This window comes from Bradyrhizobium sp. CCBAU 25360 (assembly GCF_028128695.1).
Lineage (GTDB): Bacteria > Pseudomonadota > Alphaproteobacteria > Rhizobiales > Xanthobacteraceae > Bradyrhizobium > Bradyrhizobium ottawaense.
In genome coordinates this window covers 41,455-54,796 of the sequence record NZ_LBJA01000036.1, presented here as the reverse complement: position 1 = coordinate 54,796, position 13,342 = coordinate 41,455, and the positions used below count along the sequence as shown (strand labels likewise).

General features: G+C 63.3%; 11 protein-coding genes and 1 pseudogene. 9 read left to right on the top strand and 3 right to left on the bottom strand.

The genetic code is table 11. The features are described 5' to 3' along the window. Positions 1-13: 13 nt before the first annotated feature. Positions 14-1,351, bottom strand: a complete 1,338-nt coding sequence (locus tag XH81_RS13175) for a S41 family peptidase (RefSeq protein WP_028141562.1) — start codon at positions 1,349-1,351, stop codon at positions 14-16. 354 nt (positions 1,352-1,705) lie between these two features. Here XH81_RS13175 and XH81_RS13170 point away from each other — a divergent pair, with 354 nt between their 5' ends. The 7 genes from XH81_RS13170 (at position 1,706) to XH81_RS13140 (ending at position 8,320) form a co-directional block, all read left to right on the top strand. After that, a complete protein-coding gene (locus XH81_RS13170; RefSeq protein ID WP_028141561.1) occupies positions 1,706-2,839 on the top strand; it encodes an alpha-hydroxy acid oxidase in 1,134 nt (377 codons plus the stop codon). A gap of 14 nt (positions 2,840-2,853) precedes the next feature. Further along, complete coding sequence (locus XH81_RS13165; protein ID WP_028141560.1) at positions 2,854-3,477, top strand: HAD-IA family hydrolase; 624 nt, start codon at positions 2,854-2,856, stop codon at positions 3,475-3,477. A 169-nt stretch (positions 3,478-3,646) separates the two neighbouring features. Then, on the top strand, positions 3,647-3,853 hold the full coding sequence (locus XH81_RS13160; RefSeq protein ID WP_038971469.1) for a hypothetical protein: 207 nt from the start codon (positions 3,647-3,649) through the stop codon (positions 3,851-3,853). A 223-nt stretch (positions 3,854-4,076) separates the two neighbouring features. After that, positions 4,077-5,288, top strand: coding sequence for a molybdopterin molybdotransferase MoeA (locus tag XH81_RS13155; protein WP_028141558.1), 1,212 nt, complete (start codon positions 4,077-4,079; stop codon positions 5,286-5,288). A gap of 176 nt (positions 5,289-5,464) precedes the next feature. Further along, positions 5,465-6,166 carry a transcriptional repressor LexA gene (gene lexA, locus XH81_RS13150; protein WP_026202323.1) on the top strand — a complete coding sequence of 234 codons (702 nt, stop codon included), beginning with the start codon at positions 5,465-5,467 and terminating at the stop codon, positions 6,164-6,166. A 561-nt stretch (positions 6,167-6,727) separates the two neighbouring features. Next, the gene (locus tag XH81_RS13145) at positions 6,728-7,162 is read left to right on the top strand and encodes a hypothetical protein (protein WP_028141557.1); all 435 of its coding nucleotides are present in this window, start codon (positions 6,728-6,730) and stop codon (positions 7,160-7,162) included. 216 nt (positions 7,163-7,378) lie between these two features. After that, positions 7,379-8,320 (top strand): GAF domain-containing protein, encoded by a 942-nt coding sequence (locus XH81_RS13140; protein WP_028141556.1) that lies wholly within the window; start codon positions 7,379-7,381, stop codon positions 8,318-8,320. A gap of 9 nt (positions 8,321-8,329) precedes the next feature. Here XH81_RS13140 and XH81_RS13135 read toward each other — a convergent pair. Further along, positions 8,330-9,703 (bottom strand): annotated as a pseudogene (locus tag XH81_RS13135) (ComEC/Rec2 family competence protein); the annotation flags it as partial. 917 nt (positions 9,704-10,620) lie between these two features. On the opposite strand from XH81_RS13135, the gene XH81_RS13130 reads away from it, so the two are divergent. Then, a complete protein-coding gene (locus XH81_RS13130) occupies positions 10,621-11,319 on the top strand; it encodes a hypothetical protein (RefSeq protein ID WP_271596242.1) in 699 nt (232 codons plus the stop codon). A 141-nt stretch (positions 11,320-11,460) separates the two neighbouring features. Here the strand turns inward: XH81_RS13130 and XH81_RS13125 are convergent, their stop codons facing one another. Further along, complete coding sequence (locus XH81_RS13125) at positions 11,461-12,078, bottom strand: hypothetical protein (protein WP_271596241.1); 618 nt, start codon at positions 12,076-12,078, stop codon at positions 11,461-11,463. Positions 12,079-12,830: 752 nt separating this feature from the next. Between XH81_RS13125 and XH81_RS13120 the strand changes: the two genes are divergently transcribed. After that, a complete protein-coding gene (locus XH81_RS13120) occupies positions 12,831-13,337 on the top strand; it encodes a DUF6932 family protein (protein ID WP_271596240.1) in 507 nt (168 codons plus the stop codon). The last annotated feature ends 5 nt before the right edge of the window (positions 13,338-13,342 follow it).

Here is a 13,342-nt window from a genome sequence, read left to right as displayed (position 1 = left end):
AAAGTCGAAGACCTTAGTTCGGCACCGCGGCCTTCGACGCGGGCTTGGCGGCCACCGCGTTGGCGGTGACGCCGTGCAGGAAGTCGTACGCGGCATGCAGGGCCTTGTCGTCCTCCTCCTTCGGCGGAACATAGGACTGCGATCCGGTCTGCTCGCCGCCCTCGCCGGCTGAGAGATGCCCGCGCATCTGGGACTCCGCCATGGTGTCCATGCGGCCCTTCAGCTCCGGCGGCACGTCCTGCAGGATCTCGATGTCGGGGGCGATGCCCTGGGCCTGGATCGAGCGGCCGGACGGCGTGTAGTAGCGCGCCGTGGTCAGCGCCAGCGCGCCATTGCCGGCACCGAGCGGAATGACCGTCTGCACCGAACCCTTGCCGAACGAGCGCGTGCCGATGATGGTCGCACGCTTGTGATCGTGCAGTGCGCCGGCCACGATCTCGGAAGCCGAGGCCGAGCCGCCATTGACCAGGACCACCAGCGGCTTGCCCTTGGTGAGGTCGCCGCCATGCGCGGTGAAGCGCTGGGTCTCTTCCGGACTGCGGCCGCGGGTCGAAACGACCTCGCCGCGCTGGAGGAAGGCGCTCGACACCGACACGGCCTGGTCGAGCAGACCGCCCGGATTGTTGCGCAGGTCCATCACATAGCCGGTGAGCTTCTCCTGCGGCACCTGCTTGGCGATCGCGGCGATCGCCTTCTTCAGGCCGTCGGTGGTCTGCTCGTTGAACGAGGTGACGCGGATATAACCGATGTCGCCGTTCTCGACGTGGAAGCGCACCGGGCGCACATGGATGATCTCGCGCGTGATCGCGACATCGAGCGGCGCGTCAGCGCCCTTGCGCACGATGGTGAGCTTGGTCTTGGTATCGACCGGGCCCTTCATCTTGTTGACGGCCTGCTCGAGCGTCATGCCCTGCACGGCCTCGCCGTCGATCTTGCTGATGAGGTCGCCGGACATCAGGCCGGCCTTCGAGGCGGGCGTATCGTCGATCGGGGAAACGACCTTGACGAGGCCGTCTTCCATGGTGACCTCGATGCCGAGGCCGCCGAACTCGCCGGAAGTGGTCTCCTGCATCTCGGTCCAGGCCTTCGCGTTCATGTAGCGCGAATGCGGATCGAGCGAGGTCACCATGCCCGTGATCGCGCCTTCGATCATCTTGGCGTTGTCGGGCTTCTCGACATAGCTCGCCTTGACGCGCTCGAACACCGTGCCGAACAGGTTGAGCTGGGAATAGGCATCGTCCGCGCTCGCTGCCGCCCGTGCCGCCCATACACCACCGTGCGGGCTGGCGACCAGAAGGGTGAGACACGCTCCGGTGAGCGCGCCCAGAGGGAACAGCAGGGTTTTCCGCATGGATGGGCTTGCCTTTTTGCTTGGCGGTTCGCTTGAGCTTGCTTGGGCTCGTCTCTCGAGACTTGGGAAGCACACTTGGGAGGCGCCATGCAATTGGCGATCCAGTCCACTTCTCACAATACCATTCTGGTTTCTTCAAGGCCGGGATGCACCGCCGACCGGTACACCGCAAAAATCGCTTCGTTCGGGCCTAAACTTTTGGCAACGTTGCAGGACTGGCCCGCCCCCAAAGGGACCTAAAGGGGGAATCGGTGCGCCCGTCCACGCCGCGCAGCCATGCCATTTTAGGATGGTTTTGGAACGCTGGACGGGTTAGGCGATGACACAAGGCTTCAAATTCTCGGGAGGATAACAATGAACGAAGCACCCCGGATCCGGCCGGAACGGAACGTCGAGCTCGGCGCCAGCAACGAGCCGTTCCAGAACCTGCACGAATTCATTCGGAAAGCGCGGGCCAACCTCAACCAGAACGCCTGGGACTACATCGTCGGAGCCGCCGAGACCGAAACCACGATGCGCCGCAACCGCATGGCGCTGGACGAGATCGCCTTCCGCCCGCGGGTGCTGCGCGACGTCCGAAAGGTCGACGGCTCGGTTCAGCAGTTCGGCCGCAAAATGCGCCTGCCGGTGGTGCTCGCCCCCGTCGGCGCGCTCGAGATCTTCGACCCGGATGGCGCGGCGAGCGTCGCGCGGGCTGCCGGCACCTTCGGCGCGGCGCACATGCTGAGCTCGGTGTCCGAGCCAGGCCTGGAGCAGACCGCCGAAGCCGCGCCGGATGCGCTGCGGCTCTATCAGCTCTATGTCCGCGGCGACGATGCTTTTGTCGCGGATGTCGTCAGCCGGGCCGAGAAGAACGCCTATGCCGGCTTCTGCCTGACCGTCGACACCGCCCATTACAGCCGTCGTGAGCGTGACATCGCCAAGCGCTACGTTCGCGAGAGCCGCCTGCGTGCCACCGGCGGCGATTTCCAGAAGGGCCTGGAGTGGCGGACCGTGAAGATGATCAAGGACAAGTTCAGGATTCCGCTGATCCTGAAGGGCATCGCCACCGCCGAGGACGCCCAGATCGCGGTCGATCACGGCGTCGAATGGATCTACGTCTCCAACCATGGCGGCCGCCAGCTCGACCATGGCCGCGGCGCCATGCATGTGCTGCCCGAGATCGTCGATGCCGTGAAGGGCCGCGCCAAGATCATGGTCGATGGCGGCATCTGTCGCGGCACCGACATCGTCAAGGCGATCGCGGCGGGCGCGGACATGGTCGGGATCGGCCGGCTGCAATGCTGGGCGCTGGCGGCGGCTGGCGAGGCCGGCGTCGCGCGGATGCTGGAGCTGCTGGAGGACGAGGTGCTGCGCTGCCTCGGCCTTTTGGGCGCCACGTCATTTGCCGAGGTCGACAAATCCTGCCTGCATCCGGCGACCGCCACCAACGCGCCGAGCGTGTTCAGCGCATTCCCGCTGTTCGACCACGATCCGTATCGATACTGAGTGAAAAGGACGCAATGACATCGCTCTCTCCCGGCAGCGCGGATGCGCTGCTGTTCGATCTCGGGCGCGTGGTGCTCGACATCGACTTCTCCAAGGCGATCGCCTGCTGGGCGGGACATGCCGGCTGCCAGCCCGAGGCCATCGTCGCGCGCTATGTGCGTGACGAGGCTTACCGGCTGCACGAGGTCGGCAAGATCAGCGACGAGGACTATTTCGCTTCGCTGCGTGCTTCGCTCGGCATCGGCATTTCGGACGCCCAGTTCCTGGAAGGCTGGAACGCGATCTTCGCCGGCGAGATGCCTGATATCGCCGAGCTGCTGCCGCGCGCGGCGAAACAGATGCCGCTCTATGCCTTCTCCAACACCAACCGGCCGCATGTTGACTATTTCTCGAAGGAATATGGCGAACTGCTCGGCCATTTCCGCGCGCTGTATCTGTCGTCCAGCATCGGCCTGCGCAAACCCGACGCGGAAGCCTTCGACCATGTCGTCGCCGCGATCGGCGTGCCCGCAGCACGTATCGTGTTCTTCGACGACCTCGCCGAGAACATCGAAGGCGCGCGGTCGCGCGGGCTGACGGCGGTGCATGTGACGTCGCCGCGCGACGTCGAGAACGCCTTGAAGGCATTGGGCATCTGACGATCTCCGCTCATCGGGAGGCGCCAACGTCGGGCAGCCTTCCCGGACCCAATTTTGCCCAAAATGAGGAACCAGAGCGCTTTGTGCATTTTTGTACGGAGTTCCGGGAACGGAATGGCCCCTTCCGGACTCTTGAGTCCGTTGGGACTTCTACACCGGACTTATGGACGTGCTGGGCAAAACCTATCTCACCAAGCAAGCCTCTCTCCTGCTTGAATTCGCAAGAACCACCTCGGATTCTGACCTTTCCGCCAAGCTGATCAGCAAGGCCGCCGACCTGAAATCCCAGGCCGATCCGCTGCCCGACAAGGATCAAGGGCCGAAGGCTCCCGACGTCGCGATGGACGACGGGCCGGACCGGCCGAGCGGGAGTTGAGCGATGCCGGCCGTGGCACTCGTCATTCTCGTCCTCGCCATCGCCACCCTCCTGCCGATCGGCCTCGTTCTCTGGATCATGCCACGCCAGGCCTGAGCCTGCCTTCGATCCAGGGCCGGAAAGCGGCAAGATAAATTGTGGCCGCATTTTTGCCTCTGCTCCCGCGCTCGGCTAGAAGACTGTCGGAACATTTCGTCCGAACGTGCCGAGCAGGAGTTTCGCCGTGGCCTTGATGCCGGTTTCCGACGCCCTTGCTGCGGTGCTGGCGGGTGCAGAGCCGCTGCCTGCAGAGATGGTTTCACTCGACGAAGCCTACCATCGCGTGCTCGCGCAGGACGTCGCTGCGCGGCGCACCCAACCGCCCCAGGCGATGTCGGCGATGGACGGCTACGCCGTGCGCGCGGCCGATGCGGCAACGATCGATTCCAGGCTGACGATGATCGGTGAGGTCGCAGCGGGCCGTCCGTTCACGGAAAGGGTCGGCGCCGGCGAAGCCGTGCGGATCTTCACCGGCGGCGTCGTTCCCGACGGCGCCGACGCAGTCGTGATCCAGGAGGACACGATCGCCGAGGGCAAGCACATAACGATCAAGGAAGCCGCGATCGTGGGTCGGCACATCCGCCCCGCCGGCGTTGATTTCCGCGAGGGTGACGTCCTCCTGCGCAAGGGAACCCGTCTGACAGAGCGCGATCTCGCCCTCGCCGCTGGAATGAATCACCCGCAACTCGCCGTCTGCCGTCGTCCGAAGGTCGCGATCCTCGCCACCGGCGATGAACTGGTGATGCCGGGCTCGACGCCCGGGCACGGCCAGATCGTCTATTCCAACGGCTATGCCCTGCACGCGCTCGCCCGCAGCGAGGGCGCCGAGACCATCGACCTCGGTGTTGCCGCGGATACGCTGGAGGCCACCACCGCCGGCATCCGCCGCGCGCGCGAAAGCGGCGCCGACGTCCTGGTCACGACCGGGGGCGCATCGGTCGGCGACCACGATCTGGTCCAGCAGGCGCTGAAGGACGAAGGCATCGCGTTGGCGTTCTGGAAGATCGCGATGCGGCCCGGCAAGCCGATGATGCACGGACGCTTAGGGACGATGGGCGTCATTGGCCTGCCCGGCAATCCCGCGTCGTCCTACGTGTGCGCCTTCCTGTTCATGGTGCCGCTGATTCGCGCGCTGTCGGGCCGTTCGGTGATTCATCACCATCGCGAGCGCGCCGTGCTGGGCCGCGATCTCGGCGCCAATGACCAGCGCGAGGATTATCTGCGCGCGCGCCTGGAGCCGCGCGACGACGGCACGCTCGTCGCCCTTCCCGTCAGCCATCAAGACTCCTCTCTGCTTGCGAATCTTGCTGCAGCACAGGTACTTCTCGTGCGCGCACCGTTTGCGCCAAAGGCCGAGGCCGGCAGCCCCTGCGAAGTGCTGCGGCTCCCCGTCTGAACTGCGCGGCCACACGCATTCCGCGAGTTTCGCTCTGTTCACGGTAAATTAAGCAGTTGCGGAACATGTATCGAACATATAGTGTCCGTTCATGATTTGTTTCGAGGATGTAGCGGCTTATCGCTGAACTCATCGTCTCGGAATCGAACGACATCAACCGGGGGACTTTGGTCGAGATGTTAACGCGCAAACAATACGAGCTTCTGCGGTTCATCAGCGAACGCTTGAAGGAAAGCGGCGTGCCGCCGTCCTTCGACGAGATGAAGGATGCGCTCGACCTGCGCTCGAAGTCAGGCATCCACCGCCTGATCACCGCACTCGAGGAGCGCGGCTTCATCCGCCGGCTGCCCAACCGCGCCCGGGCCATCGAAGTGATCAAGCTGCCGGAGCTCCAAGCTGCCGCCGGCAACCGACGCGGCTTCACGCCAAGTGTCATCGAGGGCAATCTCGGCAAGCTACGCGCGAGCTCCAGCCCGTCCGCGGACGAGGGCGAGCGGCCCGTTGCGGTGCCCGTGATGGGCCGCATCGCGGCCGGCACCCCCATCGAGGCGTTGCAGACCCGCAGCCACACCATCAGCGTGCCGCCGGACATGCTCGGCTCCGGCGAGCATTACGCGCTCGAAGTGCGCGGCGATTCCATGGTCGAGGCCGGCATCCTCGACGGCGACATGGCGCTGATCCAGCGCAACGAGAGCGCCGATACCGGCGACATCGTGGTGGCGCTGATCGACGACGAGGAAGCCACGCTCAAGCGCTTCCGCCGCCGCGGCGCCTCGATCGCGCTGGAGCCCGCCAATGCCGCTTACGAGGTGCGCATCCTACCGCCGAACCGCGTGAAGATTCAGGGCAAGCTGATCGGGCTTTACCGCAAGTACTGATACCGGAGTCTTCAGCGCCTCGCGCGCGCCTTCGGTCGGCATCGCCGATCAGAGATTGGAGCGGATGATGGTCCGCTCCGGCTGGATAGTCTTTCTGGTTCTGCACAGATTGTCCGGCCCCTCCCCCTTTTCGCGACATCCTCGGCAGGCCGCGGGAAGCAACATCGCTTCGCGGCCTTTCGAGTTCGAGGGGGACAGCCCAAATGCGCCGGATCGTTTGAGCGCAGCCGCAGCAACGCTGGTCGCATCATCATGTCGGCTAGGACACGGCCGTGATCCAGAAAATCCGCAACGACCGCAATGCAGCGCGCACGCAACCGAGCTGACGATACTCGGGCTGGCTGGTTTCGCCGGTCGTTGACGCGCGCCTGCCAAATGCACGGAAGCCGACTTTGTTCCTATCGAATTCGGAAAAGATGGAAAAGATAATGTGATCGGGGCTCGCGGATCCCAGCCGCAGATTTGCCTACAACCAAGCAGACCGTCACGTGCTTCCACTCTGGTAGGGGCCTGCGCCTCCAAAGGGGTGCGGGTCGCTATCTCTGCATAGAGGAGCACCCGATGTGTGACTACAGCCTGCATGCCGTCGCGACGCGCCCCGCAGAAGTCGGCGAGACGATCGTCACGACAACATTCCGCGGCACCTCGACGCGCGGCTTCGCCTCCGAAGCCGATCTCTCCGTCGCGGTCTGCCTGCTGCCGGGAACGGAGCTCGCCTTCGCCGATAACGTCCGTTACGACAACCGCTGGATCTGGACGCGCACCGTCAACTCCCGCGTCGGCAAGTTCGGCAAGATCGATCCGCACATTCCCGATCGCCATCATGATGCGATCGAATTCCCGGACGGCAAATCCGTGCTGGTGACGCAGCTCGTCGAGGGCCAGCGCGCAACCGTGCTGCAACTGCCGGTGACCCAGCCGATCGGCGAGCGCGAGCACAAGCCGCAGATCATCGCCGACAGTCGCCCGACGGTCACGCGACTGCCGATCGGCTGACGCCCTCCGGCCCGGCGGGTCCGGGGCCAGGATTGAAATGCCGTCGCCGGCCGATGCCGGCGAGCCCGGTGGGTTTGTGTTTCACGAAATTCGATCGGCGAGCGCCGCCGCACCTCGTCGCCGCACGAAGTTTGGGCCGTCCTGCCTGAATTTTGAACCTCCGCTCCGCAGCCAAATGACCGATGCTGTCGTGGTTTGAGGCGGCGGACACGCTCGATGAAAACCTTTATTCGCGTTGTTGAACTCTGGGTGCCTGACCGGACGCGCATGCGGCTGGAATTCGGCGGCGGCCTTTACGATGAAGGGCTGTCCGCGTTCAAGGCCGTCAGCGAAGAGCTGCACTTCGGATATGACGAGGGGCTTCCAGGCAAGACCTGGGCCTGCGGCCATCCCGTCATCCTCACGAAATTCGCCAACTCGTATTTCAAGCGGACCGATCAGGCCGTCGCCGCCGGCCTCACCTGCGGCGTGGCGGTGCCGGTGTTTGCAGGCGAATTTCTGCAAGCCGTGATGGTGCTGTTCTGCGGCGACGACGAGGCGCATGTCGGCGCGATCGAACTCTGGCACAACGATCCTGATCTCTCCCACGAGATGGGCCTCGTCGACGGCTATTACGGCGCGGCGGACATGTTCGAATTCAACTCGCGCCACACTAAATTTCCTCGCGGCTTCGGACTTCCCGGACGCACCTGGAAGGCGGGCCTGCCGCTGATCATCAAGGACCTGCACGACGCCAAGAGCTTCCTGCGCTGGGAGGACGCAGCCAAGGTCGGGATCAATCTGGGTGTCGGCGTGCCCTACCGAACCGGCACCGACCAAACCTGGGTCCTGACTTTCCTCTCCGCGCAGGCAACGCCGATTGCGCGACGCTTCGAGATCTGGGTCCCGAACGAGGCCCGTTCGGCGCTGGTCTTTCGCGCCGGCGATTGCAGCGCGCAGACCGACCTTGCCGCCCGCTATGCCGCCAATTCCATTGCCAGAGGCGAAGGCAGCATCGGCGGCGCCTGGGCCGCCGGCATGCCCGCGCTCAACGACGATCTCACTCATGACGGCTCGATCGCGGGCTCTGAGGCCTGCGCAGCCGGGCTGAGCCGAATGGTGGCCCTGCCGGTCATCGGCAAGGCAAAGCTCGAAGCCGTGCTGGCCTGGTATCTGTAATCGATGGCGTCAATCGTCGGCCTGCAAGTCGGTCTCCGATGGCGTTGCGTCGCGGCTGCGGGGAGCCGCCTTCTGCGCAAGGCTGCCGTCGAAGTCACCTTCGCCCGCACCGGCCGGTAACCACGGGCGGTTCGTGCCTCTTGCCCTCACCGCCTGAACCGAAAAGCCGTCGCCACGCTGGGTCAATGCCAGCGCGCCCTGGCGAGCGAGCCGCTGCCGATCCACCACCATCGCCGCACAATCGTGCGGCGCGGGCCTCGACGTCACCACCAGTGCAGCCCGGTTGCAATCGTCCGCCAACGCGTCGATGCGCGAGGCCAGCGCGACCAGCCGTCCGTCTGCGAGCGGCGTTACGCAGCCCGACTCGTCGCACGATATGCCGCTCGCCAGCGCGCTACTGCCGGCATCGCGCGGATCGGCGTCGGCAGCCAACCACTCCCTCAGCACGAAATTGTCCTTGCCTGCCCTGATCAGATGCAAACGCCCGTCCCCGCCCCGCACCGCGACGCTCGCGCCGTCCCCGGCAATCAGGATATCGGGCTGCCGCACCGACAGCCCCCAGCCGATGGAAACCAGCAGCACGACGGCACCGCCCCAGCGCAACGGCGTGCGCAACAGGCCCATCACGATGACCCCCAGGCTCGCTGCGATCAGCGGCGCGATGCCGAACGCCGGGATGCGGCCGACCGCGCCCGGCAATGCCGCCACCCAGCGCGAGACCGTGACCATCCAGTCGATGCCGATCCCCATCAGCCACCAGAACACGCCGTCGAGCCCGAACGGCGCTGCGAGCAATCCCAGCAGCCCCGCCGGCATCACCAGCGCCGAGACCACCGGCATCGCACCGAGATTGGCGAGCACGCCGTAGGGCGTGACGCGGTGGAAGTGGAAGGCGGCGTAGGGCGTGGTCGCAAGCCCGGCGATCAGCGAGGCCAGGAACAGCATCGCGATCTCGCGGCCGCCCCACATCGCGACGCGCGCGGTCGCCGAATGATCGGGTGAGGCAAACAGGTTCGGCATGCCGATCTGTACCAGCGCGACGAGACCCAGCGTCGCGGCAAAGGACATCTGGAAACTCGGATGCACAAGCGCTTCCGGCGCGACCGCGAGCACGATCAGCGCCGCCACCGCGAGCGTACGGAAGGTGATGGCGCGGCGATCGACCATCACGGCGATCAGCACCACCGCCGTCATGAAGAACGAACGTTGCGTCGCGACCTCCGCGCCAGACAAGAGCAGATAGAACGCAGCCGCCACCAGCGCTGCGGCCGCCGACCATTTCTTGATGGCAAAGCCGGCCGCCAGTCCCGGGATCAAGGCCAGCAGTGCGCGCACCGCGAAGAAGACGACGCCGGCGACGACCGCCATGTGATAGCCGGAGATCGGTCAAGAAGAGATTTTATGTAGGTAATGCATCGACTTAAAGCGCCGTTGCTTCCCAGAATTCCAGACCGGGAAGCAGATGGGAAGCGGCTTTCGAGGCAACGGGCTTCGGCGCGGTAGCAGTTGGCCATGAACTCGAGCCCTGCTCGCTCCTCAGGCATGGTCGCGTCGGCAGCGAGCTCCAGGCAAAGCCGCTCGAACGCTCCCAGTTCGTCAATGATCTGTTGGTCCCGCCCCATGGGCGCCGATCTGACTCCGGCGCCAATTGAATTGCAACTGCCGTATGGTGGGGGATCATCGGACGCAGGGGGCACCATGACGATTCCGCAATCCATTTTGGCCGGCGCAGCAATCATCGGCGCTTCGATTGTCGCGGCTCAGTTTGTAGTCCCGTTCCAGATGGCAAGCGGCCCGGCGTTTCTTTGGCGCGTAAATCGTGTCACTGGCGAAGTCCGGAAGTGTCGGAGGGGGATGGACGCGGACCAGCCCCACATTTGTGACTGACTGCAATAGAGCCGCCAACGTGAACCGGCGGCGGGGTCATATCGTCGGTACGCCGTTCCGGCATCCTTTCGTCGGACTCGACACCGCCCCTGGAACGTGGTTGCGTCGGGCGTTTGATAAAACCTTTGGGGGATTAGAATGAAGAAGCTATATTTTGCTGCAGCAATTATGATCGTAGCAACCTCCGCCCAGGCGCAATACCTGAGCGGGACCGGCTCTAACCCGAGCACGCACAGATCTTCGGGCTACACTACAAACACCGGCACTTACGTGCAGCCTTATGTTGCGACCAATCCGAACAGCACTCAGCGGGACAACTTCACCACAACTGGCAACGTGAACCCATACACCGGCGCCGCCGGGCATCGGACGCCTCGATACTGAGGCCATGATGAGCGATCACGAGACAAAGCATGCTGGAGTGGCTCCTCCGCCGAGCCGCCCCAGTCCAAGCAATCAGCCCCCGGTCCGGCCAGCCCCGCCTCCGCCGCCACCACCACCTAAAAAGTGATCTGGGTGGCGCTGTGGCCGACTCTTCCTTCGAAGCGAAATTCGATGCACTTCGCAACGCGATCTATCACACCGCCCGCAAGAATTTCTATGACGGGTTGAATCGTCTGCTGAACTTCGTGGTCATTGTTCTCGGCGCCGCGGTTGCGGGAAAAGCTTCAAAGCTTTTTGAGATTAACGAGACGTGGCTGGAGTTTGCAGTGCTGATCGTGGCAACGGCGCAGCTAACATTCGACTTCGGCTACAAGGCTCGTACGCACGAATTCCTCCAGCGCAAATACCATGAGTTGCTGGCTGATTTGGAGTTGGATTCTGCGCTCGACGGCCAAAAGTGGAAATCGAAGCTGCAAACGATTGCCGCGGACGAACCCATGCCGATGCGAGCGCTGGACGCTCTCGCCTATAATGCGGCCGTAGACGCGACCTATTTTGAAGCGGCGGATCGCGCGAACAACCGCGTGTGGGTGCCTTTGTCCCATAGGCTGCTCAAGAACTTTATTGCAAGAAACGGGTATAACTACTGTCCCGAGAGTGACCACAAATATTGGTGGCAACGGGCCTCAATATGGATCAGCGAGAGGTGGCATGGCAAGGAAAGCTAAGAAGGCCAAGAAGGCCAAGAAGGCCGTCGGCAAGACAGCCAAAAAAACCAACAAGGTGCTCCGACATCACGGCGTTCGACCTCCGCCCAAAAAATAGGGTTGCGAGGCCCGCCAGCGCGAACCGGCGGGCTTTGGACGACGTCACGCTACTCGCGAGGTCAGCCTCTTAGCAGTACGTGCCAGCGTCTCGACGAGAACCGTGAGGTTCTCCTCGTCGAATGTCGGTGTGATCCCCTCATCAGATTGCCCGTCTTCTCTCGACTCGCCGACGTAGGTGAGCAGAGCAAGCATCCCCGACAAAGTTGTCGGAGAGGTGGAAACCAACTCTTGGGCAGTATCAAACTCCTGCTCGCCGGGCGCGTTGACCATGGCGTCTATGTCCCCGGCCATCTCCTCGACAAACTTGGCTCGCGCCGTCCGACGCTCCGCAAAGGCCATCTGATAGTGGTCGTGCAATTCTTGGTGCTCGGCTCTCGGCACAAAGTTTTCGATGTCGGACGAGCAGATGGCATCCACGTATGGATGCCAGCCAGGAGGATTGCTGGGCTCTCTCATGTCCAGTACCGAGAGCGCATGCAAGCCGACCATCTCGTCTGCCAAACGCAATACCCGCTCTTGTTCGGCGTTAGCCGCCTTGAGTGCTTCCATAGCCCTCCTGTGCCTCTCGATGGCCGCGAAGACAGGATCTTCCAGGCCGTGCAACAACGGTGCCGTGGTGGGGGCGGCGGTGACAATTGGAAGCGTGACGATTGAATTCATGACGAAACTCCTGCGGGTTTTTGAGATCGGCTCTTTGTCGGCCGGCGTGCTCTGATCACATACGGAGGAGATCGGTGGGGAATTTCCGCTCGTTAAGGTTTTCATAAGAAATGCTCACTGGTTGCGGCCTCTCACAGCCGTGCTCCGTGACAGACGGAGCAGCCGGGGGGTGAGAGCCTGCCAGTGAGACAGGTGCACCGCTTTTAAGGGCCGAAGCCCTCTGGACAGAACGGCACGCCCCGGCCATAAAGGTCCGGTCGGTACCGCGCCGCCAAGCGCGTCCGTTGAGCCCTTAGAGGGCTCGTTCAACCGCCGCCCGTCGCTTGCAGGCGACAGGGCAATTCCTTGCAGGGAATGCGGTCGATATCACTGGTCCGGGCTCTCACACCCACGGACATCATCAGCTGATTTGCGTTAAAAATCTACCCCTTCATGGGGTGGCACGCTCCTTGCCAATTGGACCTCCCAGAGCCAAGGAGGCGTGCACCAATGGGACAGCGTGTCCGTATCCCAAGACGCCCAAAGCCCAGTTTGACGCAGATCGCCCGCGAGCTGGTGAAATTGCTGGACGCGATCGAGGAGCTCGACGATCTGAGAGAAAGGGTCCGGGTCGCAGAAGCTGGCCGGTTGCTACATTAGGGCGCCCGTCGCTTCCGGAATGGCGCCTTGGCCATTTCGGCGAAAGGCTACTTTCGCGCTCCCCTAGGTTGAGCTAGGGTTCCTTCGGAATCGGACCGGGCAAGGGGGCGGTATTGAGTTCAAAGTTCAATGGGCATGGGTACCTAGAGGCCGGGCTGCACGTTTTCGACAAAGAAGAGTTCGAAGCTCTATTCGTAACCAGCTTTCCGCATTCTCCGACGAGGAAGTGGATATTCGACGGCTACAAGCAGCATTGCAAAGAGATCGTCGATTTAGTTGGCGCTTGCGAACAGTTTCTCGATGGGAGCTTTGTCACGAGTAAGAACGATCCTGGCGACGTCGATTTAGTAATGTTCATTGATGCGACCGTAGTTGACGCGCTTCCGCACGAGAAGCAGCAGGCTCTTATGCAACTGGTGGCGGGGCCTGATACTAAGGCCAAGTATCTGTGTGACGCATATTTTTGTCCTGTCTATCCGGATGGTCATCCCATGAGTGAGCCTGCCCGCGCTAAGCGGAAATATTGGATGGGTGAATTCGGGTACGATCGAAGCGATGTCCCGAAGGGAATCGTTCACGTCAGGTTTGCCCCTCCCGCGAGCGCTCCTGTAACGCAATGATCGTA